This window comes from Streptomyces sp. NPDC046939 (assembly GCF_040644575.1).
Taxonomy (GTDB): domain Bacteria; phylum Actinomycetota; class Actinomycetes; order Streptomycetales; family Streptomycetaceae; genus Streptomyces.
In genome coordinates this window covers 56,931-77,434 of the sequence record NZ_JBEYWV010000022.1, presented here as the reverse complement: position 1 = coordinate 77,434, position 20,504 = coordinate 56,931, and the positions used below count along the sequence as shown (strand labels likewise).

Genomic DNA, 20,504 nt, shown 5'->3' with positions numbered 1-20,504 from the left:
ACCGCCCCGTCTCCGTTCTGTCACAGGCGAACCAGCTCTCTCACCCCCGCGCACACACGCCTCGCCCGCGCATCATTCCGGCACCCACCGAAAATCAGTCGATCGGTCGACAAGGGAATCGATCCGCCGGGTGAACAGCGCCCACGGAGACCGGACGACCTGCCCGGAGCTGCGAATCTCAGTCGTCGCCAACGGACCGGCATACGCCCGCGGTTCGGCCCATCTCCACGGTTTGGAGTTTGTTATGCGCCTTCGTCGTCTCGCGACCAGTGCTCTCAGCGCCGTCGCTCTCGCCCTCGCCTCCGCCGGAGCCGTGACCCTCAACGCCGCTCCCGCCGCGGCGGACCCCTGCGGCTTCTACAAGACCCACTCCGACGCCTACTACAACCACTGCACCTCGGACGGCTCCCACATCGTCATCGAGGTCGACGACTGGGGACCCAACAGTGAGATGTGCGTGGGGCCGGGCGTGACCTGGATCGGCTCCGCGTCCGACGTCGACGGCGCCTGGTACACCGGCCGGACCTGCTGACCTGCGGACACCATCCATCACTCGTTCGGGGGAACGGTCACCATGGCCGCTCCCCCGGACCAACCCGTCCCCCGAGTACCGGGCCCTCGACTAGCGGCCCTCTGCCCGCCTTCCCGTCCGTGCCGTTCGGCGCGCCACGCCGCTACCGCTGCTCGTCGCCGCGCGCCGCCCGATAGGCGTGGTGCAGCGCCTGGCCCACGCCGCATCGGCCGGGCAGCGTGTCGCACTCCGCGCAGTTCATCAGGTGGTCCAAATAGGTGCGGTACTCGTCCTGTCCGTTCTGGGGGAACACCCGCAGACCCATGGCTGAACCCTGCATGTAGCCCGGCGTTTCGAAGTGCCTCATGACCCGCCACCCACCTCGCGCTGCGCGGCCGTCCCGTGCGTGGCCGACGTGCGGTCTGTCCAGGCGTACGGCGTGGCATGAAGCGTGATTGCGCCGTAGGGGCTCATGGCTGCCTTCTTCAAGTGGAGATCACGGATATCGGGTCGATCGGGTCGATCAAGTCGATCAGGTGGATGGAGGGGCGTTCCAGGTGCGGAACACCTCGGTCAGGAGCAGGAGTTCAGCTCCGCCCAGACGACCTTTCCTTCGGCGCGTGTCGAGCGAGCGGTGCCCCAGCGGTCGGCGAGTTCCCGGACGAGGATGAGGCCCCGGCCGCCCTCTTGGCAGAAGTCGGCGTGCGGCTCGGGCGGCCGGAGCGGGGTGCGGCCGCCGTCGTGGAGTTCGATGCGCAGGCGCTGCCGCTCGCCGCTCAGGGTGAGGCCGCACAGGATCTGTTCGCTGTCCGTGTGCAGCACCGCGTTCGTGGCCAGTTCGGAGACCATCAGGACCGCGTCGTCACAGGTGTCCTCGGGCACCTGCCAGGCGCCGAGCCGGTCACGGACGGTGTTGCGGGCGTCTCTCGCGCTGGTGGACAGGGCGGGCAGGACGAACCAGTACTCGTAGCACGGTGCGGGGGTGGCCAAGGCTGCCGTGGAGGCCGGGGTCGGGGGCCAGGTCACAGGGGTCGCCTTCCAGGGCCTGTCGTGGGGCAGGCGCGGTCTGAGGGTGCGGACTGCGGCGTGAGCGGTGCGGTGCGTCTGGCCCGTCGGACGCCGTGCCGTGGCTACCGGCGGGAGCATCCGCGTGCGGCCCCCGGCCTGGTGGCCGGACGCTGCGTCAGGACGATGGGCGTGGCCGCGCATACGCCGACTATGCGCGTGATCACCTCACGCCGCAACCTGCTTCCTGATAATTTCAGCAGATGGGTATCACCCTGGCGTCGACATCAAGTCAGGGTCACAATGCTGCTGTTGACGTGTGCTCAGGAGGTGGGATGTGAGCGATGCCCGGTCCGGCACCAGCACCAGCGCGCCGACCGTCCTGCGCATGATCCTGGGCCGTCGGCTGCAGGACATGCGGCTCACGGCCGGCGCCTCCCTGGAGGACGCGGCGAAGGCGCTGCGGGTGAAGACCCTGACGATCCGTCGGCTGGAGAAGGCCGAGGTCGCTCTCAAACCGCTGTACGTGGAGAAGCTGCTGGAGACCTACGGTGCGCAGCGCCGTGAGATCGAGGAGTTCGTCGACCTGGCGGAACAGGCCAACAAGCCGGGCTGGTGGCACTCCTACCGTGACGCGGTCCCCAGTTGGTTCACCGCCTACGTCAGCCTGGAGACCGGCGCCAAGACCCTGCGCACGTACGAACCGCAGTACGTGAGCGGCCTTCTGCAGACCCCCGCCTACGCGCGTGCCGTCCTGCGCGGCGGGCTGCCCAACGGCAGCGACGAAGAGATCACCCGCCGTGTGGAGCTGCGGCTGCGCCGCCAGTCGCTTTTGGAGCGGGAGGACGCCCCCACGCTGTGGGTGGTCATGGAGGAGGCCGTCCTGCACCGCGAGGTGGGCGGACCCGAGGTGATGCGCGAACAGATCGACCGGCTGCTCGACGCTTCCGAACTCCCGCACGTCAGTGTCGACATCGTGCCGTTCACCGCGGGGGCGCACGTCGGGGCGTGCGCCCCTTTCACGTACTTCCGCTTCGAGGAACCCGAACTGCCCGACATCGTCTACAGCGAGTTGCTCTCGGCCGCCGTCTACCTGGACCAGCGTCCGGACGTCGTTGCCCACCTGGAGGCGCACTCCCGGATGGCGCTGCTCACCTCCTCCCGGGACAGCAGGAAGCTTCTGGAACGCATGCGCAAGGAGTACGCGTGAGACGCACTGATGAGGACATCTACAACGGGATGCCCGCTCTGGAGCTGGGCGAGAGGGGCTGGCTGCGGCCCTGGAGCGGGCCGAACGGCGGCCAGTGCGTGGAGACCAAGAGGCTCGCCGACGGCCGGGTGGCCCTGCGCCAGTCGACCGACCCTGCCGGACCGGCGCTGATCTGCGAGCCCGAGGAGATCGCCGCGTTCGTGCGCGGCGTCAAGGAGGGCCTGGCCGACCACCTGATCACCGGGTGACGCGGGCGACCGCACCGTGACGAGGACCGTCGGCGCCTCTCCTCGTCCCTGGCCCGCGAACCGACCACCAGCCACGCGAAAGGGAGCACATGACAAGGCAAGACGGCCGGGATCTCGACACCAGCAGGGCGCACTCGGCACGGATGTACGACTACTTTCTGGGCGGCAAGGACCATTTCGACGTCGACCGGGAAGCCGCTCTGCTCGCCGCCAAGGCCCATCCCGGCCTGCCGGTGACCGCCCGCGAGAACCGGGCGTTCATGCACCGGGCCACTCGCGTGCTGGCCCAGGAACACGGCATCCGCCAGTGGCTGGACATCGGCACCGGCATTCCCACCGAGCCGAATCTGCACCAGGTCGCCCAGTCCGTCGCTCCCGACGCGCGCGTGGTGTACGCCGACAACGACCCCCTCGTCCTCAAGTACGCCGAGCGCCTGATGCGCAGCACGGCCCAGGGACAGACGGCCTACGTCGAGGCGGACGTCACCGACCCCGAGACGCTGATCGACGCCGTGCAGGACGCCGAGGTCCTCGACTTCGACCGGCCCATCGCGCTCTCCCTCAACGCGCTCATGCACTTCGTCACCGATCCGCACGACCCCTACGCCATCGTGCGCCGGCTCCTCGACGTCCTGCCTTCCGGCAGCGCTCTGGCCATGAACCACTGCACCCCGGACTTCGACCCCGAGACCTGGAACAACGTCGCCAAGGCGTACACCGCGGCCGGGACACCGGTCCGGTTCCGCTCCCACAGCGACGTGGCCCGCTTCTTCGAGGGCCTGGACCTCATCGCCCCCGGGATCTGCTGCTGCCACCGCTGGCGCCCCGCCACTCCGCCCGACGGCACCGAACCCGCGGACGCGGAGATCAGCCTGTTGGCGGGTGTGGGCATCAAGCCCTGACGGGGCGTCGGGCGTGGCTTGGCCGCGGGAGACCGGCCCTGTGGTGTGAGGCCGGTATCCCGCGGGTGTGTGCTCAGTCGACGGTGAGGACGAGCTTGCCGCGGCTGTGTCCGGCGTCGCTGGCCTGTTGGGCTGTGGCGGCGTGGGTGAGGGGGTGGGTGGCGCCGACGGTGACGGTCAGGGTGCCGTCGGCGGCCTGGCGGGCGAGTTCGGCGAGGCGGGTGGCGTCGCGGCGCTGGGGGCCTTCGGAGAAGACGATGCCGAGGTCGCGGGCGCGGAAGTCGGCGGTGGTGACGATGCGGTCGGTGGTGCCGCGCAGGGTGATGGAGTCTTCCAGGGCGCCCTTGCCGGCGGCGTCCAGGACGGCGTCGATGCCGTCGGGGGCGAGGGCGCGGACGCGGTCGACGAGGTGGTCGCCGTAGACGAGGGCGGTGGCGCCGAGGGAGGTGACGTAGTCCTGGTTGGCGGGGCTCGCGGTGCCCAGGACGCGGGCGCCGCGGGCGACGGCGAGCTGGACGGCGATGGTGCCCAGCGCGCCGGAGGCGCCGTGGATGAGCAGGGTCTCGCCGGCTGTGAGGTTGAGGAGGTCCAGGGCGCGGTCGGCGCCGTCGCCGGCGACGGGGAGGGCGGCGGCCTGGGGGAAGGTGAGGGTGGCGGGTTTGGGGGCGAGGACGGTGGCGTCGGCGAGGGCGTACTGGGCGTAGGAGCCGGTGTCGGACCAGCCGAGGACGTCGTCGCCGATCTTGAGGTTGTGCACGCCGTCGCCGAGGGCGTCGACGGTGCCGGCGATCTCGCCGCCGGGGACGGCGGGCAGGGTGGTGGGGAAGATGGCTTCCATGGCGCCGGAGCGGATCTTGCCGTCGACCGGGTTGACGCCGATGGCGCGGATGCGGACGCGGACCTGGCCGGGGCCGGGCTGGGGGATCTCCAGGTCCGCCTCGTGCAGGACCTCGGTGCCGCCGAACGTGTCGAAAACGATGGCCTTCATGACCGTAACTCCCAAGTGGTTGAGTGGTGTGGTGAGCTTCAAGGAATGTGCCGGGACGCGTCGTCCGGACGGGAGCGCAGTGGCGCTGCCTCGTGCCGTCACCCGGCGCTGAGCGGCATCCGCCTGCTGCTGTTCTGCGCCTCGATGACGTGGACGCACCGGTCGAGGGCGGCTGTCATGTAGCGGCGCCAGAGCGGGGCGAAGGGACCGGCGAGGATCCAGCGGCGGCCGGGCAGCGGCTTGAACTCGTAGGTCCAGCGGATGAGGGTGCCGTCGCCGTCGGGGTTGACATTGAACTCGCCACGGACCCCGGCCGCGAGACGGGCGAGGACATTGGTGAAGTTGGTCAGTTGGTAGGCGAAGCTCGCGTCCGGTACGTACTCGGTGAGTTCTTCATCGGCTTGGGAGCCGTCGTCGAACTGGGGGTTTCTTCGCGCCCCCACGTGGTCCCAGCTCTCGGTCTGGTTCTCGACGCTGCTGATCCCGGGGAAGGGGGCCACCGGGCGGAAGACGGTGGGGAGGTCGATGGGCACCAGGACGGGAAACGCGTCCCGGGGCGCGACGCGGGTGCGCTGCTGGACGGTGATGGTGACGGTGCGGTCGTCGGGGCCGATGAGGAGAGTGGTCATGGTCAGCTCGCAAGGGCGGTGGGGACGGTGGACAGGGCCGGGTAGTCGGTGTAGCCGCGGTGGTAGCCGCCGTAGAAGGTGGCCGGGTCGGGCTCGTTGAGCGGGGCGCCCGTACGGATGCGGTGCGGCAGGTCGGGGTTGGCCAGGGCCGCGGCGCCGACGGCGCCGACGGCGACAGGGGTCCAGAGAGCCATGTGAGAAGTGCTTTCTGCGCTGGACACGTACGGAGCCGTACGTGTGTGGGGTGGCGCCGGCGGGGTCAGAGGGAGGCGAGGGCGCGCACGCGGTCGGCGAAGGCCCGGCGGGCGACGTCGGTGGTGGGGGCGATGGAGTCGAACTCATGCGGGACGCCCGGGTGGAGGTGGAACTCCACGGGTACGCCGGCGCGGCTGAGTTCGAGGGCGTAGGCGAGGTTCTCGTCGCGGAAGGCGTCGAGCTGGCCGACCTCGATGTAGGCGGGCGGCAGACCGGTCGCGTCGTCGAGCCTGGCCGGGGCGGCCGCGGCGGGCACGTCGGGTCCGCCCGCGGCGTCGCCGAGCAGAGCCGGCCACGCGGTGCGGCTGTCGTCGTAGGACCACAGGAGGTAGGGCTCGATGTGCGGGTCGGGCGCGGGGGTGCGGTCGTCGAGCATCGGCATGAGCAGGATCTGCCGGGCGACGGCCGGGCCGCCGCGCTCCCGGGCGAGGATCGACAGCCCCGCGGCCAGACCGCCGCCCGCGCTGTCGCCCATCACCCCGATCCGCGCGGGATCGACTCCCAGCTCGTCCGCGTGTTCGTGCAGCCAGCGCAGGGCGGTGTACGCGTCCTCGAGCGCGGCGGGGAAGGGGTGTTCGGGGGCGCGGCGGTACTCGACCGACAGCATCGGCACCCCGCTGGCGGAGACGTAGCGGGCGACGGGCCCGTCGAACAGGTCGATGTGCCCAAAGATGTAGCCGCCGCCGTGGAAGAACAGCGCGGCGGGTCCGGCCGGGGCGCCCGTCTTGGCGTACCAGCGCATCGTGATCCGCGTGGTGTCGTCGGTGGTGGCGTAGTACTCGGTCGTCGTGACGTCGGCCGGCGTCGGCTGGGCCGCCGAGGCGGCGCCGATGATCGGCTCCCACATGGCACGCCGTGCGGCGATGTCGCCGACCGGCGGAGGGGTGGCGCCCGCCATGGCCTCGGCCATGGGGGCGAACACGCGGGCGAACTCGGGGTCAAGGCTGAGAGACATGGCTGTATCGGCTTTCTCGGGTAGTGGGTGGGGCGGAGCCGCCGCCGGTCAGGGGCGGCCGACGGCGACCAGCAGTTGCAGCTTGGCCTGGCTGGGAGAGCCGGGTTCGGCGGTGAAGATCAGGAGCGTCTGGCGCTGTTCGGGATCCAGCACCCTCTCGGAGTACAGCTCCAACTCCCCGAGTTCGGGGTGCAGGTAGCGCTTCAGGTCGTGGTGATGGGTCACCCCCACCTCGTGCAGCCGCCAGACCCGTGCGAACTCCGTACTGGAGTCCAGCAGGGCCGCGACGATCTCCCCGGCCTTCCCCGTGGGATCGGACGTGTACGCGTCCCGGATCCCCGCGGCGAACACCCTCCCCCGCAGCGCATGGTCCTCGACGGGATACAGGCCACGGATCCGCGGATCGCCGGTGAACCAGCGGTAGACCACGTACCGGGCCAGGCCGGAGTACTGCGTGAAGTCACCCAGCAACGCGATGGCCGGGCGCGTCTGCAGAAGCGCCTCACCGAACCGCGACAGCAATATCGCCGGTACGTCGGAGAGGCTGGTGAAGACCCGCATCATCGTCGGGCTGACGTGGTCGTCCCGGACGATCCGCCGCGGCGCCGCGATCCCGCCGAGGACGAAAAGATGGTCCCGCTCGCTCAGGTTGAGCCGCAAGGCCCGGGCCAGCGCGACGAGCATCCGCTCCGACGGCGCCGGACCACGCTGCTGCTCGATCCGGCTGTAGTAGTCGGCCGACATCCCGGCCAGCGCCGCCACCTCCTCGCGCCGCAGCCCGCCGGTGCGCCGCCGCGGCCCGCGAGGCAGCCCCACGTCCTCCGGCTGCAACACCTCACGACGCGCACGCAGAAAATCCGCCAGCAACGCCCGGTCCATCGCCCGCCCTCCCCTGTTCGACACGTCGATCCTGACGTGGCCGGTGAGGCGGATGAAGGCTCATTTCAACCAGGGACAAGTTGTCCGTGGACGGGCGGACCGGTGGTCTGTCGCGGCTTCGGCCAGTACCGCGGTGTGGCCGTAGCCCGAGTGATAGGCGACGGCGACGGTCGGGCGCTGGGACGAAGTTCCGGTCATGGCGGGCTCCTTGTGGGCGGCGGGGACGCGAAGCGGTCGACGCGGGCGCCGACGTGGCGTTCGTGAACGTGGAGGACATCAGCGACGAGCAATGGCAACAGCTGGACGGGGCCGACGCAATCATCTTCGGCTCCCCCACCTACATGGGCGGCGCCTCCGCCGGTTTCCATGCCTTCGCCGAGGCCACCAGCCGCCGGTTCGTCGAGGGACGCTGGGCGGACAAGCTCGCCGCCGGGTTCACCAACTCCGCCTCCAAGAGCGGCGACAAGAGCAACACGCTCGCCTTCTTCGCCGCACTCGCGGCCCAGCACCAGATGCTCTGGGTCAGCCTGGGCCTCGCCCCCGGCTGGAACAGCACCACCGCCTCCGAGAACGACCTGAACCGGCTCGGATTCTGGGCCGGGGCGGGCGCGCAGACACCCATGGACGGCGGGGTCGACACCGTTCACGCCGCCGACATCGCCACCGCCGAACACCTCGGCGCGCGGGTGAGCCGTCACGCGGCGGCCATGAAGGCGGGCCGCCTCGCCCTCACCACGGCGGCCTGACCCTTGCCAACAGCGGTCGCCGTGACGGCCGACCTCCGCCTTCTCTCAGGACGACGGCCGCGATGACACGCCGTACGTACGTCATGCAGGGGCGTGCCAGTGACACCCGCGGCGGCTCGGTCGACGCCGCCTGACTCACACGTGTGCACACCCGGGCGCCGTACATGGCTGGGCGGGAGCCATGTACGGCGCCCGGGTGTTCGTTGCCGCCTGCTACTCGCACAGGGCCCGTCACAGGCGGACGGGCCACCCCGACCGGGCCGGGCGGCTCAGCGGGTGAGGGCGCCCAGGGCCAGGTCCAACGACCGCATGGAGGCGTCGGCGTCCTTCGCGACCTTGCCGCGCAGGGCGCCTCCCTCGAAGGCGTCGATGAGGAAGGCCGCCAGGTCGCGGGCGGGCGCGGAGGACGTGATGTCCCCGGCCCGCTGGCCCTCTTCGATGATGCCCGTCAAGGCGTCGATCCAGTCGGTGATGCTGCCGCGGACGGCCGAACCGACCTCCTCGCCCGCCGTCGGGGCCTCACTCGCCATGGTGACCAGCAGACAGCCGAACTCGATGCCGGTCCCCTTCGTACGGGCCGCCTGCCCGGCGAAGTGTGCCCGCAGCCGCTCCACCGCCGGGCGCTCGTCCGCCGCCTCCAGCATCGTGAAGTCGGTGCGACCGCTGTAGCGGCGGACGATCTCCGCGGCCAGCGCCTGCTTGCTCTTGAAGTGGTTGTAGAACGAGCCCTTCGGCACGCCGGCAGCGTCGGTGATGTCCTGCACGCTCGCTCCGTTAAACCCCTGTCGACGGAACACGGTCTCCGCGTGCTCGACCAGCTTTTCCTTGACGCTCACTCGAGGCATGTCTCCCAATATGGCCGGTCGCCTTAGGCCCGTCAAGCGGTGCCGCTTGACCTTTAAGACGACCGGTCATATTGTCCTGCCGAGCGATCGGCCTCGCCGCCGACGCCACAAGAAAGGAAGAGACCATGGCAGAAGACACCGCCGCCCGTCCCGGCCCCAGACTTCCGCTGAACACGTTGGGTGCGGGGCTCGGTCTGGCCGGTCTCGCGGGCACCTGGACCGCGGCCGACGGGCTCCTGGGGGCACCTGCCGTGGTCGGCGACGCGCTCTGGGTCGTGGCAGCCGTGGTCTGGGCGCTCATCCTCACGCGCTACCTCACGACCGCTGGGCCGCACGGGCTCGCGGAAGACCTGCGCAACCCGGTCGCCGGTCCGTTCGCGGCGCTGGCGCCCGCCGTCGCGTCACTGCTGAGCGCCCGGCTGGCGGACGAGCAGCCCGCGCTGGGCCGACTCCTGGTCTGGATCGCGCTGGCGTTCAGTGCCGCGTTCGGGGCCTGGTTCGTGGCCACGCTCCTGACCGTGCCGCGCGAAGCGGTGTCCTTGCACGGTGCGTACTTGCTGCCCACCGTGGCGGCCTCGTTGATCGCGGCCCAGTCCGTCGCCGCCATCGGTCATCGGGAGGCCGCTACCGCCCTGTTCGCCGTCGGCATCGTCTTCTGGGTGCTGATCGGGGCACTGCTCCTGACACGTTTCGCCACCGGACCCGCGATCCCGGTCCCGCTCCTGCCGACGCTCGCGGTGTTCTCCGCGCCCCCGGCGGTCGCCGGCAACGCCTGGTGGGCCATTGCCGGACCCGTCCGGGACGAGGTACAGACCGCCCTCCTCGGCACCCTCGCCGCCCTCCTGCTCCCCCACCTCTTCCTGCTGCCCCGCTACCTGCGGATGGACTTCACCCTCGGCTTCTGGGCCTTCACGTTCACCATCGCCGCCAGCGCGACCTACGGGCTGCGCATGCTCTCGCTGTCCACGTCGGCCTGGAGTACCGCTCTGAGCTGGACGATCCTCGCTCTGGCCACCGGACTGATCGGCGCCATAGCCGTCCGTTCCCTCGCCGTCCTGCCCCGGCCGCACCGGCACTTGCGGCACGGGCACGTCCAGCACATCTGAGCCGGTCGGCGCCGCGAAGGGGCCGCCGCAGAGGCGGACCCTTCGCGGTGCCTGTGCCGAGGCCGGGTGACTCGTACGGGGATCGCAACCGTTGCCGTCAGCGGGTCAGTGCAGGACTTTGCCCTTGGCTCGCTGGAACTCCTCCTCCGAGATGTCGCCGCGCTCCTTGAGCTGGGACAGCTTCGTCAGCTCGTCGGCCTGCGTGGCGCGCGATGCGTCGTTCGCCGCGGTCCGGCGTACGTACGCGTCGAAAGCCTCCTGGCGGGCCTGTGCGGCGGTCGTCTCGCGGTGGCCCATGCCGCGGCCCCGGACGAGGACGTAGACGAAGACCCCGAGGAAAGGCAGCACGATCACGAAGATGATCCAGGCCGCCTTGGCCCATCCGTTCAGCTCGTCGTCACGGAACAGGTCACCGAAGATGCGGAAGAGCAGGAAGAACCAGAGGATCCACAGGAACAGCCACAACGTGGTCCAGAAGACGCCGAGCATCGGATAGTCGTACGCGAGGGTGACGGAATCAGCCACGATCTCCTCCTTCCTGACACCGTTCGTCCGAACGGTGTGCTGCCGCGGGCCTGCCGGGTTGTGAACACCACCGAAGCGGCATCGCGACCTTGCACCTTCTCCGCGGCAGTTGCCTGCCATTGAGCGGCGTGACGACCGCAATGGCATCACCCGCACAAGGTGAGCTACGGGAGGCGGAACGCGCCGGTCGCCTCCCGCACCACCCTGACCCGTCCGGCGCTCACCGTTCCCGGTGCCGTTCACGTATGGCGACCTCGCCCTGGTCGGTCAGGCCGTTGATTGGGGCTGGTCTGCTTCGACGTGCAGCAGGACCGGATCAGGCGGTCTTGAGGGGAGCCCCGGGTCGGCGGTAGCCGGTGGGGGCTGGGGCGATGCCGGTGGTAGTCCTCAGTGGCCGACCGCTGCCAGGAACTGGAGCTTTTGATGGCTCGGGGAACCGGGTTCGGCGGTGAAGACGAGCAACTGCTGGCACTGCTCGGGGTCGACCAGCATCTCGGAGTAGAGCTCCAACTCCCCCAACTCCGGGTGCAGGTAGCGCTTCAGGTCGTGGTGGTGGGTCACCCCCACCTCATGCCGCTTCCAGATCTCCGCGAACTCGGGACTCGCCTCCAGCAGGGCCGCGACGATCTCCCCTGCCTTCCCCGTGGGGTCGGACGTGTACGCCTCCCGGACCTCCGCGGCGAACACCCTCCCCCGCACCTCATGATCCTCCGCCGGATACAGCCCACGTATCCGCGGATCACCGGTGAACCAGCGATAGGCCAGATACCGGGACAGCCCCGAGTACTGCGTGAAGTCACCCAGCAACGCCACCGCCGGACGCGTCTGCAGAAGCGCCTCACCGAACCGCGACAGCACAATGGCGGGCACGTCCGACAGCCCGGCGACGATCCGCATCATGGTGGGACCGACATGGTCGTCCCGGACGATCCGCTGCGGCGCCGCGATCCCGCCGAGGGCGAAGAGATGGTCCCGCTCGCTCAGGTTGAGCCGCAACGCCCGGGCCAGTGCGACGAGCATCCGCTCCGACGGCGCCGGACCACGCTGCTGCTCGATCCGGCTGTAGTAGTCGGCCGACATCCCGGCGAGCGCCGCCACTTCCTCGCGCCGCAGCCCACCGGTGCGCCGCCGCGGCCCGCGAGGCAGCCCCACATCCTCCGGCTGCAACACCTCACGACGCGCACGCAGAAAATCCGCCAGCAACGCCCGGTCCATCGCCCGCCCTCCCCTGTTCGACACGCCCATACTGGCGCATGCCGAAAACCCCATGAAGGCCGCCCTTAACCGGGGACTGTTTATCCCTGGCTCAGGAAAGGTTCCGCGGATCTCATCGGGAACCTCGTCGTGACGGTCGGCGTCTTCTGGCGAAAGATCATGGTCGTAGGAGAGGAACCACGATGGGCCAGCGCGAACAAGACCGGGGCGCCGAGGCCCCGCCGACCGCGGACGCCCCCTGGTGGGCCGGTCTCGGTCCGCTGGGCGGGGTCGTCCTCGTCGCGATCGGCTTGGCACTGCTGCTGTGGCTCGTGTGGGGCAGCGCGGCCGGTGACAACTGGTCCCAGTACTACGGAGCCGCCAAAGTCCTGGCCATCGGCTCCGTCGTCGCCGGTACGACACTTCTGGCCCGAGGCCGGGAGCGCCACGGGTAGGACGCCGTCGGCGCCGAGGTTTTCATACCCCTCCCGCCTGGCTGGTTGCCACACCCCGGGCAGGGTCACGGGCGACGAGGTGACGGCCGCACTCGACCTGTGCGAGCGCAAGGGCGACTTCCGGGCTCACGTCTCGCGCTGGGGCTCGTACGCCTCCGGTTGCAGCCCGAACGTCCAGGCGACGCCCTCGCGCGCGGTTCTCGTGCGCGGTGGCACGCGCAGCCAGTACGTGCGGTGCGTGCCGTCGGGCTCCGGGGTGGAGTTGACGACCTCGACCATCACCACGTCCTCGTCGCCGGGGAGCTGGACCCGCCACAGCACGCCGGTCTCGTCCCGGTGCACGGGCTCCGCGCCCGACTCCGTCAGATAGCGGTCGTACCCGAAGTGCTCCAGCATCACGCGGCGCAGTTCCGCGTTCTCCTCGTCCCGGATGCGTTGCGGGGTCAGTCCGGCGAGCCCGGCGAGGAAGTCGGCGGGCACCGGCATGCCGCGCCAGGCGTGCAGCGCGAATCCGTCGGGGAAGGCCAGGGCGGGGCCGGTGGCGCTGTCGAGGCGGCCCGCCTCGTCGCGGTGCAGCTCCGTGGGACGCTCGCACACCACGGCCACCCGCTCGTACGGCCACCACCAGCCGGCCGACCGGGCCACCTGCGCCAGCCCGGCCAGCCGGGCTTCCGACTCCGCGCCGGACGAGTCGAACGCGCTGAGCCAGGCGGCCTCGTGCTGCCCGAGCACCGCGTCCAGGAGCGTCAGCCGGATCGCGGTCTCGCTCCTGCGGTCCCGTGCGCCCGCCACGGTTCTGGACGGCGCGGCCAGCTCCTCCACGATGCCCGTCCGGATGCGGTCGACCAGCATCTGCGTGGTGTCCCACAGGCGGCCTCCCGTGGCGTTCCAGTGTGCACCCCAGCCGCCCGGGCCCAGCCGCGCGTGCAACCGGTCACGGGCTTGCGCCCATGGCCTGTTGCGCACCGCGTCGCGTACGGAGGCGCCCAGCTCCTCCTTTTCGGCGAGCTGTACGAGCAGCAGTACGGCGGCGCGCGGCGAGTCCGCCCACAGGATGCGCGCGGGCTCTTGCAGCCCGGCCGCGCGGTAGGCGTGCCGCACACCGGCCTCGGCCGCCGCCCGGTCGGCGGGCCCGGTGGCGGCGGCGACCGCCCGCCAGTGCGCCAGGTCAGCGCTGGCGCTCCCCGCGTCCTCCTGAGCCTCGTCCACCCCGACCGGTGAGTCCGCTCCCGCCGTTCGCGCCATGGCCGTTGTCTCCGCCGTTCCCGCTATGGCCGTTGCTTCCGCCGTTCCAGTCATTCCCGTCGTTGCCGCCGTTCCCGTCGCTCCTGCCATGGCCGTTGCCGCCGTTGCCGCCGTTGCCGCCGTTCCCGTCGCCCCCGCCATCGCCGTCGTCGCCGTCGTCGCCGTCATCTGCCGTGCCCCCATCGTGTCGGTCATCCCCCGCATCTCCCGTCCGCGCTCACCCGTCGTCCCGGCCGCCGCTCAGTCCGCCACGATCCGCACCGATCCCGGCACGTACTCGCGCTGCCGGATCACCCGGTACCAGCCCTTGGGCAGCGGTATCGCCGCGTGCTCCTCGTGCACCACCCGTCCGCCGTCGGGCAGTTGGAGGAGCAGCGGTCCGAACGGGCCGGGCTCGCGCACCAGGCGGCCGGGGCCGACGACCGCGTGGGCGTGGCCCGTGACCTCGCCCAGCGCGAGCACCATCCGTCCGCGGGCGTCCCGCGGCTCGTCGGGGGCGTCCGCGACGTGCGGGGGCACCGCACCCTCCGCGAGCGGCACGATCAGCACGTCTCCCTGCCGGAACATGGCTCTCCCGTCCCGCGGTCCGCCGAGTGCGGCCGCGTCGTCACCGACCGTAGAGGCAGGGTCTGACAACGGCGGCCGGGCGGCGCCCCGCGGCGGGCGTTGTCGGTGCCGGTTGATACAACTTCATTCCATCGGATATCGCGGACGGCGTGAACGGATCGAGAACGGGGCGGACATGGCCATCGGAAACCACCTGCGGGAGCTGCACGGCCTGCCCGTCTTCGACTTCCCGGCGGTGGACGCGAAGCACACCTCGGCGCTGCCCGCCGCCGACGCCGTCGCGTGGCGGGTCTCCGTCGGTTCCTACGACAGCCAGGAGTCGTGGCCGGAGGCGTTCGCCCGGTTCGCTGAGGCAGTGGACCTCGGCCGCGTCAGGGCGCTCGTGGTCGGCTCGTGGAGCGAGCCGTTCGAGAGCGGTCCCGAGCCGGTCGTCGCGGCGCTGCTCGAGGCGCGCGAGCGGCTGACGGCGCTGCGCGCGCTGTTCCTCGGGGACATCGTCTTCGAGGAGTGCGAGATCTCCTGGATCATCCAGGGTGACGTGTCCCCGCTGCTCGACGGCTTCCCGGAGCTGACGGAGTTCGGGGTGCGCGGCGGGACCAGCCTGGCGTTCCCGGCGGTGCGCCACGAGCGGCTGCGCTCCCTCACCGTGCAGACGGGTGGTCTGCCCGCCGAGGTGGTGCGCGGCATCGCGGCCAGCGACCTGCCCGCCCTGACCCGGCTGACCCTGTGGCTGGGCACCTCGGACTACGGCGGTGACTCCACCGTGGCCGACCTGGAGCCCTTCCTGACGGGCAGTCGGCTCCCGGCGCTGAAGCACCTGGCGCTGTGCGACAGCGAGATCCAGGACGAGATCGCGGCGGCCGTGGCGGCCGCCCCGGTGGTGGCCCGGCTCGACACGCTCGACCTGTCGATGGGCGTCCTCACCGACGAGGGCGCCACCGCGCTCCTCGCGGGTCAGCCGCTCACGCATCTGAGCAAGCTCGATCTGCACCACAACTACCTGAGCGACGGGCTGCGTCAGCGTTTCCTGGACACTCTGGTGCCCGCGGGCGTACAGGTCGACCTCGACGCCGACGACGCGGACGAGGACCAGGACGGGGACACCGTGTGGCGGTACGTCTCGGTCGGCGAATGACCGGGCGGAACGGGCGGAGCACACCGGTGGGGCCGGACGGCGCCCGGGACGTGGCAGGCGCGGCGGCGCCCCGCCCGGCGCCGCTGCGTCTCGCGGTCGTCGGCAACCCGGACAACCGCCGGGTGGCGCTGTTCACGGCCGCCGTGCGGGATGCCGGGCTGCCGGCGCCGCGCGTGGTCGCGTGGCGGGACGTCCTGCGCGACGGCGGGGCCTCGTTCGCCTCCGACGAGATCGTGCGGATCGACTCGGCGGGCGAGGACGAGGAGGTCGAGCGCGCCTTGCGGGGCGTGTCCGATCCGACGCGCGTGGAGGGCGGCGCCCGGTGGTACCGGCGGTTCCTGACGGCTGTGCGCTCCCTCGACGGCGGTGTCCGGCTCGACGACCCCGACGACGTCGCCGTGCTCTTCGACAAGCGCCGCTGCCATCGCGTCCTCGCCGCTGCGGGGGTGGCCGTCCCGCCCTCCCCCACGTCCGGCGGCGCCGTCCGGGTGCGCGGCTGGGACGACGTACGGGCGCTGATGGCGGAGCACGGGATGCCCCGGGTGTTCGTCAAACCGGCCCACGGTTCCTCGGCCTCCGGTGTGCTCGCCCTGGAGACGGCCGGGCCCGGCCGCGTTCGCGCCACGACATCCGTGGAGTTGGCGGACGGTGCCCTGCACAACTCCCTGCGCGTACGGCGCTACACGCGCGAGAGCGACATCGCGGCGATCGTCGACGCGCTGGCCCCCGACGGGCTGCACATCGAGCGCTGGCTGCCGAAGGCTTCGTTGCACGGACGCGCGGCCGACCTGCGTGTCGTCGTGGTCGCGGGCCGCGCCACGCACGCGGTGGTGCGCACCAGCCGGACCCCTCTCACCAACCTCCACCTCGGTGGTCTGCGCGGGGAGCTTTCCACCGCGCAGGCCGCGGCGGGCGCGTCCTGGGCGCACGCCCTGGAGCTGTGCGAGCGCGCCGCCGCCTGTTTCCCCCGCACTCTCTGCGTCGGCGTCGATCTGCTGCCCTCCGTGGGCTGGCGGCGCTTCGCCGTCGGTGAGGTCAACGCCTTCGGCGATCTGCTGCCGCGCCTGACCGGGCTACCCGGCAGCGGCGCGGAGGGTCAGGACACCTACGCGGCCCAAGTCGCCGCTGTGCTCCGTCACTTCGGCGACGTCGAGCACCCCGCGTCAGCGCCGGCCGCGTTCGGCACCCCGCGCCAGGTGAATTCTGCCGCCGCACACCCGCTCGCAAGGACCCTCGATGCCCGTATCTGACACCACCTCGCCGCCACCCGCCGCCGCCTCCTCGACCACCACGGACGGTGTGCTGGCCGATCCCGACATGAACGAGGTGGTGGGCCGCGACGACCTCCTGCTGCTCACCCTCGACACCCTGCGCCACGACGTGGCGGTCGAGCTGGCCGAGGCGGGCCGCATCCCCCATCTGGCACGGCATCTGCCGGGCGGCACCTGGGAGAAGCGGCACGCCCCGGGCAGTTTCACGTACGCCTCCCACCAGGCCATGTTCGCCGGTTTCCTCCCCACTCCCGCGACGCCCGGCCCGCATCCGCGGCTGTTCGCGGCGCGGTTCGCGGGCAGTGAGACCACGGCGGGCCGCACCTATGTCTTCGACACCCCGGACCTGGTGTCGGGCCTGGCCGCGGCCGGGTACCGGACCGTGTGCATCGGCGGCGTCGGCTTCTTCAACCGGCAGGGCGCCCTCGGCAATGTCCTGCCCGGCCTGTTCCAGGAGAGCCACTGGGAGCCGGAGTTCGGGGTCGCCTCACCGACGTCGTTCGAGTCGCAGGTCGCGCGCGCGGAGCAGGTCGTCTCCCGACTTCCGCACGAGCAGCGGCTGTTCTTGTTCGTCAACGCGGCGGCGCTGCACCAGCCCAACTGGTTCCACCTGCCGGGCGCCACGCGCGCGTCGGGCGACACCCGGCAGAGCCATGCCGCCGCCCTGGAGTACATCGACCGGCACGTGGGGCGGCTGTTCGCGGCGATGAGCACGCGCCGCCGCTGCTTCGCCATCGTCTGCTCCGACCACGGCACGACGTACGGGGACGACGGCTACACCGGCCACCGCCTCGGCCATGAAGCGGTCTGGACCGTGCCCTACGCCCACTTCTTCCTGGAGCCGACCGCATGACCGCCCTCAGCACCGAAGCGGCCGGACACACCGGCAGCGCGCCCGTCGACGTCCCGCGCCCGTACCAGAGCTACGTCTACGCGTACCCGCACAAGACCGCGTACCGGCCGCTGCCGGACCGCCCCGCGCTCCGAGACCTCTGGCGCGACGAGCTCAAGGGCGCGCTCTCCCTCTATATGCACATACCGTTCTGCGAGGTCCGCTGCGGCTTCTGCAACCTGTTCACACGTATCGGCGCCCCGGACGAGCTGACGGGCCGCTACCTGGACGCCATGGAGCGGCAGGCGGTGGCGGTGCGCGAGGCGCTCGGGGACGGCCCGGACGTGCGCTTCGCCAACGCGGCGTTCGGCGGCGGCACGCCCACGTTCCTCGACGCGGACGAGCTGGCCCGGCTGTGCGACATCGCGGAGCTGCGCATGGGCGCGGACCTCAGGACGGTGCCGCTGTCCGTGGAGACCTCCCCCGCGACGGCCACCGCCGACCGGCTCGCGGTCCTCGCCGAGCGCGGCGCGACCCGGCTCAGCATCGGCGTGCAAAGCTTCGTCGACGCGGAGGCCCGCGCCGCCGTCCGGCCGCAGCGCCGCGCGGACGTGGAGGCGGCCCTCACCCGCATCCGGGACACGGACGTCCCGGTCCTGAACATTGACCTGATCTACGGCATCGACGGCCAGACCCCGGCGAGCTGGCGCGCCTCCCTCGACGCGGCGCTCGCCTGGCGCCCCGAGGAGCTGTACCTCTACCCGCTCTACGTCCGGCCGCTGACCGGCCTGGACCGTGGCGCAGCCCCGCTCACCGACCGGGCCTGGGACGAGCAGCGCCTCCGCCTTTACCGGCAGGGCCGCGACCACCTTCTGGAGCACGGCTACGAGCAGGTGTCGATGCGCATGTTCCGGCGCGCGGACGCCCCCGCGCAGGGCCCGGACGACTACGCCTGCCAGACCGACGGCATGATCGGCCTGGGCTGCGGCGCCCGCTCGTACACCTCGTCCCTGCACTACTCCTTCGAGTACGCCGTCGACATGCGGAAGATCCGCGCGATCATCGACGACTACACGGCCACCCCGTCGCGGGAGTTCGCGCGGGCGCGCCACGGGCGCCGCGTCGACGGGCACGAGGCGCGCCGCCGCCATCTGCTGCAGTCGCTGTTGCAGGCCGTCGGCGCGCCGCTGGACGACTACCGAGACCGGTTCGGCACGGACCCGTTCGACGACTTCCCCGCCGAGCTGGCGGCGTTCGCCGCGCGCGGCTGGCTGGAACCGTACGACGCGTCCGACGACGAGGGGCGGCTGCGGCTGACGCCGGAGGGCCTGGCGCACTCGGACGCGCTCGGTCCTGAGCTGTTCTCCCCCGAGGTGCGTGCCGCGATGGCCGCGTACGAGCCGAGGTGACCGGCCGATGGACCTGACGCTGCTGTACCGGGGGCCGCTGTCCTCCTGCGACTACGACTGTCCGTACTGCCCGTTCGCCAAGCGCCGCGACTCCCCCGCCCAGCTGCGGGCGGACCGGGCGGCGCTCGGGCGGTTCACCGACTGGGCGGCCGGTCAGCGCGAGGACCGGCTGTCCGTGCTTTTCACGCCGTGGGGCGAGGGGCTGGTGCGGTCCTGGTACCGCAAGGCGATGGTCGAGCTGTCGCACCACGAGCACGTCGCGCGCGTCGCCATCCAGACCAATCTGAGCTGCCGCACCGAGTGGCTCGCCGAGGCGGACCTGGAGACGCTGGCCCTGTGGTGCACGTTCCACCCCGGGCAGACGCCGTACGAGCGCTTCCTCGGCAAGACACGTGAACTGGCGCGGCGGGGTGTTCGGTTCAGCGTCGGCGTGGTCGGCTTCCCCGACCATCTCGAGCAGGCCCGCGCACTGCGCAAGGCGCTGCCGTCCGAGGTGTACCTGTGGGTGAACGCGGCGGAGGGCCGCACCTACACGGACGAGGAGGCCGATGCGTGGACGGCGGTCGACCCCCTCTTCCCGTACAGCAGGCATCCGCACCGCTCGGCGGGGCTGCCCTGCCGGACCGGTTCCTCGGTCGTCTCGGTGGACGGCGAGGGCAGGGTGCGCCGCTGCCACTTCGTCCGGGGCGAACTGGGCAATCTGTACGACGGTTCCTGGCGTGCGGCGCTCGGCCCCCGGGCGTGCCCGCTGGCGGTCTGCGACTGCCACATCGGCTACGTCCATCTGGAGACGCTGCCGCTGTACGACGTCTTCGCGGGCGGGATCCTGGAGCGGATACCGGCGACGCCGCCCCATGAGATGCCGCATGAGATCAGGACGTCACCTCCGGCCGGCTGAGACGCGCCTCGCACACTCGCTTGACGATCACGCCGCGATGGCGGTGACCAGCAGGCCCTTCTCCGCCATCCAGCGGCCCTCCAGAAGGGGGGCCGCCGGGACGCGCAGGCGCGCGGTGAAGACGGGGCTGTCCGCGTCGAAGGCCAGCTCGGCGTCCTCGAACTCCAGGCGCTGTCCGGTGTGCGGGTACCAGCTCTTGTACACGGCCTCCTTCATGCTGAACAACGCGCGGTCCCAGCGCACGTGCGGGCGCCGTACGAGCAGGTGCCGTACGAGTCGCAGTTCGGAGGGGAGCGCGATGGATTCCAGTACGCCGTGCGGGAGCGGGGCGTCGGGCTCGGCGTCGATGCCCAGGAGTCGCAGGTCGGCGACGGGGGCGACGACCGCCGCCCGGTAGCCGGCGCAGTGGGTGAGGCTGCCGAGCACCGCCGCGGGCCAGCGGGGGGCGCCGTACCGGTCCGGGAGGATCGGCACGGGCGGCAGGCCGAGCCGGGCCAGGGCCTCGCGGGCGCACCGCCGTACCGTGGCGAACTCCTGTCGGCGCGAGTCCACGGCCTGCTCGACGAGCCGGGCCTCCTGCGGGTAGAGGTCCGTGGCCTCCGGTGGGTCGTGGAAGGCTTCGGCGACCGCGACCCCCTGCGGGAGAATGTGTTCGATCATGTCACCGGCTCCTCGTTCACATCACCGGTCCGCG

Annotated in this window: 23 protein-coding genes and 2 pseudogenes; 12 read left to right on the top strand and 13 right to left on the bottom strand. The window is 71.6% G+C overall.

Translation table 11 applies throughout. From position 1 onward, the window contains the following. The first annotated feature begins 244 nt into the window (after positions 1–244). Positions 245–532, top strand: coding sequence for a DUF6355 family natural product biosynthesis protein (locus tag ABZ877_RS23895; RefSeq protein WP_361074477.1), 288 nt, complete (start codon positions 245–247; stop codon positions 530–532). Between the two features lie 142 nt (positions 533–674). Here ABZ877_RS23895 and ABZ877_RS23890 read toward each other — a convergent pair whose 3' ends face one another. Continuing rightward, entirely contained in the window at positions 675–878 is a 204-nt protein-coding gene (locus tag ABZ877_RS23890; RefSeq protein ID WP_361074475.1) for a hypothetical protein, read from the bottom strand. Positions 879–1,084: 206 nt separating this feature from the next. Then, on the bottom strand, positions 1,085–1,537 hold the full coding sequence (locus ABZ877_RS23885; RefSeq protein WP_361074473.1) for an ATP-binding protein: 453 nt from the start codon (positions 1,535–1,537) through the stop codon (positions 1,085–1,087). A 316-nt stretch (positions 1,538–1,853) separates the two neighbouring features. On the opposite strand from ABZ877_RS23885, the gene ABZ877_RS23880 reads away from it, so the two are divergent. The 3 genes from ABZ877_RS23880 (at position 1,854) to ABZ877_RS23870 (ending at position 3,876) form a co-directional block, all read left to right on the top strand. Beyond that, complete coding sequence (locus ABZ877_RS23880) at positions 1,854–2,726, top strand: helix-turn-helix transcriptional regulator (protein WP_361074471.1); 873 nt, start codon at positions 1,854–1,856, stop codon at positions 2,724–2,726. Between the two features lie 29 nt (positions 2,727–2,755). Then, complete coding sequence (locus tag ABZ877_RS23875) at positions 2,756–2,974, top strand: DUF397 domain-containing protein (protein WP_361074622.1); 219 nt, start codon at positions 2,756–2,758, stop codon at positions 2,972–2,974. An 89-nt stretch (positions 2,975–3,063) separates the two neighbouring features. Next, a complete protein-coding gene (locus tag ABZ877_RS23870) occupies positions 3,064–3,876 on the top strand; it encodes an SAM-dependent methyltransferase (protein WP_361074469.1) in 813 nt (270 codons plus the stop codon). Positions 3,877–3,949: 73 nt separating this feature from the next. Here the strand turns inward: ABZ877_RS23870 and ABZ877_RS23865 are convergent, their stop codons facing one another. The 5 genes and pseudogenes from ABZ877_RS23865 to ABZ877_RS23845 form a co-directional block, all read right to left on the bottom strand. Then, complete coding sequence (locus tag ABZ877_RS23865) at positions 3,950–4,864, bottom strand: NADP-dependent oxidoreductase (RefSeq protein WP_361074468.1); 915 nt, start codon at positions 4,862–4,864, stop codon at positions 3,950–3,952. A 98-nt stretch (positions 4,865–4,962) separates the two neighbouring features. Then, positions 4,963–5,493, bottom strand: a complete 531-nt coding sequence (locus tag ABZ877_RS23860; RefSeq protein WP_361074466.1) for an SRPBCC family protein — start codon at positions 5,491–5,493, stop codon at positions 4,963–4,965. A 2-nt stretch (positions 5,494–5,495) separates the two neighbouring features. Further along, a pseudogene (locus ABZ877_RS23855) lies at positions 5,496–5,663 on the bottom strand (alkene reductase); the annotation flags it as partial. Between the two features lie 89 nt (positions 5,664–5,752). Next, entirely contained in the window at positions 5,753–6,703 is a 951-nt protein-coding gene (locus ABZ877_RS23850) for an alpha/beta hydrolase (RefSeq protein ID WP_361074464.1), read from the bottom strand. Between the two features lie 48 nt (positions 6,704–6,751). Further along, positions 6,752–7,582 (bottom strand): helix-turn-helix transcriptional regulator, encoded by an 831-nt coding sequence (locus ABZ877_RS23845; RefSeq protein WP_361074462.1) that lies wholly within the window; start codon positions 7,580–7,582, stop codon positions 6,752–6,754. Between the two features lie 230 nt (positions 7,583–7,812). On the opposite strand from ABZ877_RS23845, the pseudogene ABZ877_RS23840 reads away from it, so the two are divergent. Further along, positions 7,813–8,328: pseudogene (locus ABZ877_RS23840) on the top strand (flavodoxin family protein); the annotation flags it as partial. 269 nt (positions 8,329–8,597) lie between these two features. Here the strand turns inward: ABZ877_RS23840 and ABZ877_RS23835 are convergent. Further along, positions 8,598–9,173, bottom strand: a complete 576-nt coding sequence (locus ABZ877_RS23835; RefSeq protein ID WP_361074460.1) for a TetR/AcrR family transcriptional regulator — start codon at positions 9,171–9,173, stop codon at positions 8,598–8,600. A 125-nt stretch (positions 9,174–9,298) separates the two neighbouring features. Here ABZ877_RS23835 and ABZ877_RS23830 point away from each other — a divergent pair, with 125 nt between their 5' ends. Then, positions 9,299–10,279, top strand: a complete 981-nt coding sequence (locus ABZ877_RS23830) for a C4-dicarboxylate transporter (protein WP_361074459.1) — start codon at positions 9,299–9,301, stop codon at positions 10,277–10,279. Between the two features lie 105 nt (positions 10,280–10,384). Here the strand turns inward: ABZ877_RS23830 and ABZ877_RS23825 are convergent, their stop codons facing one another. Beyond that, positions 10,385–10,804 carry an SHOCT domain-containing protein gene (locus tag ABZ877_RS23825; RefSeq protein ID WP_361074457.1) on the bottom strand — a complete coding sequence of 140 codons (420 nt, stop codon included), beginning with the start codon at positions 10,802–10,804 and terminating at the stop codon, positions 10,385–10,387. A 387-nt stretch (positions 10,805–11,191) separates the two neighbouring features. Further along, a complete protein-coding gene (locus ABZ877_RS23820) occupies positions 11,192–12,019 on the bottom strand; it encodes a helix-turn-helix transcriptional regulator (protein ID WP_361074455.1) in 828 nt (275 codons plus the stop codon). A gap of 182 nt (positions 12,020–12,201) precedes the next feature. Between ABZ877_RS23820 and ABZ877_RS23815 the strand changes: the two genes are divergently transcribed. Continuing rightward, a complete protein-coding gene (locus ABZ877_RS23815; RefSeq protein ID WP_361074453.1) occupies positions 12,202–12,453 on the top strand; it encodes a hypothetical protein in 252 nt (83 codons plus the stop codon). 126 nt (positions 12,454–12,579) lie between these two features. On the opposite strand, the gene ABZ877_RS23810 is transcribed toward ABZ877_RS23815, so the two are convergent. Both ABZ877_RS23810 and ABZ877_RS23805 read right to left on the bottom strand, forming a co-directional pair. Further along, positions 12,580–13,698, bottom strand: a complete 1,119-nt coding sequence (locus ABZ877_RS23810) for a DUF6745 domain-containing protein (protein ID WP_361074452.1) — start codon at positions 13,696–13,698, stop codon at positions 12,580–12,582. A gap of 240 nt (positions 13,699–13,938) precedes the next feature. Then, positions 13,939–14,265 (bottom strand): hypothetical protein, encoded by a 327-nt coding sequence (locus tag ABZ877_RS23805; protein ID WP_361074450.1) that lies wholly within the window; start codon positions 14,263–14,265, stop codon positions 13,939–13,941. A 175-nt stretch (positions 14,266–14,440) separates the two neighbouring features. Here ABZ877_RS23805 and ABZ877_RS23800 point away from each other — a divergent pair, with 175 nt between their 5' ends. The 5 genes from ABZ877_RS23800 to ABZ877_RS23780 all read left to right on the top strand — a co-directional run bounded on the left by ABZ877_RS23800 (position 14,441) and on the right by ABZ877_RS23780 (position 19,810). Continuing rightward, the gene (locus tag ABZ877_RS23800) at positions 14,441–15,400 is read left to right on the top strand and encodes an STM4015 family protein (RefSeq protein ID WP_361074448.1); all 960 of its coding nucleotides are present in this window, start codon (positions 14,441–14,443) and stop codon (positions 15,398–15,400) included. Continuing rightward, positions 15,397–16,650, top strand: coding sequence for an STM4014 family protein (locus ABZ877_RS23795; protein WP_361074446.1), 1,254 nt, complete (start codon positions 15,397–15,399; stop codon positions 16,648–16,650). Before ABZ877_RS23800 ends, ABZ877_RS23795 begins: the two co-directional genes overlap by 4 nt. A gap of 67 nt (positions 16,651–16,717) precedes the next feature. Then, on the top strand, positions 16,718–17,524 hold the full coding sequence (locus ABZ877_RS23790) for an STM4013/SEN3800 family hydrolase (protein WP_361074620.1): 807 nt from the start codon (positions 16,718–16,720) through the stop codon (positions 17,522–17,524). Next, positions 17,521–18,912 carry an STM4012 family radical SAM protein gene (locus ABZ877_RS23785; RefSeq protein ID WP_361074443.1) on the top strand — a complete coding sequence of 464 codons (1,392 nt, stop codon included), beginning with the start codon at positions 17,521–17,523 and terminating at the stop codon, positions 18,910–18,912. Before ABZ877_RS23790 ends, ABZ877_RS23785 begins: the two co-directional genes overlap by 4 nt. A gap of 7 nt (positions 18,913–18,919) precedes the next feature. Next, complete coding sequence (locus ABZ877_RS23780) at positions 18,920–19,810, top strand: STM4011 family radical SAM protein (RefSeq protein WP_361074441.1); 891 nt, start codon at positions 18,920–18,922, stop codon at positions 19,808–19,810. A 27-nt stretch (positions 19,811–19,837) separates the two neighbouring features. Here the strand turns inward: ABZ877_RS23780 and ABZ877_RS23775 are convergent, their stop codons facing one another. Beyond that, entirely contained in the window at positions 19,838–20,470 is a 633-nt protein-coding gene (locus ABZ877_RS23775; RefSeq protein WP_361074439.1) for a 4'-phosphopantetheinyl transferase superfamily protein, read from the bottom strand. Positions 20,471–20,504: the final 34 nt, after the last annotated feature.

Coding starts and splice junctions, on each gene's coding strand:
- ABZ877_RS23860 (WP_361074466.1), bottom strand. CDS start 5,493: ATGACCACTCTCCTCATCGGCCCCGACGACCGCACCGTCACCATCACC.
- ABZ877_RS23865 (WP_361074468.1), bottom strand. CDS start 4,864: ATGAAGGCCATCGTTTTCGACACGTTCGGCGGCACCGAGGTCCTGCAC.
- ABZ877_RS23820 (WP_361074455.1), bottom strand. CDS start 12,019: ATGGACCGGGCGTTGCTGGCGGATTTTCTGCGTGCGCGTCGTGAGGTG.
- ABZ877_RS23790 (WP_361074620.1), top strand. CDS start 16,718: ATGAACGAGGTGGTGGGCCGCGACGACCTCCTGCTGCTCACCCTCGAC.
- ABZ877_RS23830 (WP_361074459.1), top strand. CDS start 9,299: ATGGCAGAAGACACCGCCGCCCGTCCCGGCCCCAGACTTCCGCTGAAC.
- ABZ877_RS23835 (WP_361074460.1), bottom strand. CDS start 9,173: ATGCCTCGAGTGAGCGTCAAGGAAAAGCTGGTCGAGCACGCGGAGACC.
- ABZ877_RS23795 (WP_361074446.1), top strand. CDS start 15,397: ATGACCGGGCGGAACGGGCGGAGCACACCGGTGGGGCCGGACGGCGCC.
- ABZ877_RS23895 (WP_361074477.1), top strand. CDS start 245: ATGCGCCTTCGTCGTCTCGCGACCAGTGCTCTCAGCGCCGTCGCTCTC.
- ABZ877_RS23780 (WP_361074441.1), top strand. CDS start 18,920: ATGGACCTGACGCTGCTGTACCGGGGGCCGCTGTCCTCCTGCGACTAC.
- ABZ877_RS23805 (WP_361074450.1), bottom strand. CDS start 14,265: ATGTTCCGGCAGGGAGACGTGCTGATCGTGCCGCTCGCGGAGGGTGCG.
- ABZ877_RS23850 (WP_361074464.1), bottom strand. CDS start 6,703: ATGTCTCTCAGCCTTGACCCCGAGTTCGCCCGCGTGTTCGCCCCCATG.
- ABZ877_RS23785 (WP_361074443.1), top strand. CDS start 17,521: ATGACCGCCCTCAGCACCGAAGCGGCCGGACACACCGGCAGCGCGCCC.
- ABZ877_RS23775 (WP_361074439.1), bottom strand. CDS start 20,470: ATGATCGAACACATTCTCCCGCAGGGGGTCGCGGTCGCCGAAGCCTTC.
- ABZ877_RS23800 (WP_361074448.1), top strand. CDS start 14,441: ATGGCCATCGGAAACCACCTGCGGGAGCTGCACGGCCTGCCCGTCTTC.
- ABZ877_RS23870 (WP_361074469.1), top strand. CDS start 3,064: ATGACAAGGCAAGACGGCCGGGATCTCGACACCAGCAGGGCGCACTCG.
- ABZ877_RS23845 (WP_361074462.1), bottom strand. CDS start 7,582: ATGGACCGGGCGTTGCTGGCGGATTTTCTGCGTGCGCGTCGTGAGGTG.
- ABZ877_RS23815 (WP_361074453.1), top strand. CDS start 12,202: ATGGGCCAGCGCGAACAAGACCGGGGCGCCGAGGCCCCGCCGACCGCG.
- ABZ877_RS23890 (WP_361074475.1), bottom strand. CDS start 878: ATGAGGCACTTCGAAACGCCGGGCTACATGCAGGGTTCAGCCATGGGT.
- ABZ877_RS23810 (WP_361074452.1), bottom strand. CDS start 13,698: ATGGCGCGAACGGCGGGAGCGGACTCACCGGTCGGGGTGGACGAGGCT.
- ABZ877_RS23875 (WP_361074622.1), top strand. CDS start 2,756: ATGCCCGCTCTGGAGCTGGGCGAGAGGGGCTGGCTGCGGCCCTGGAGC.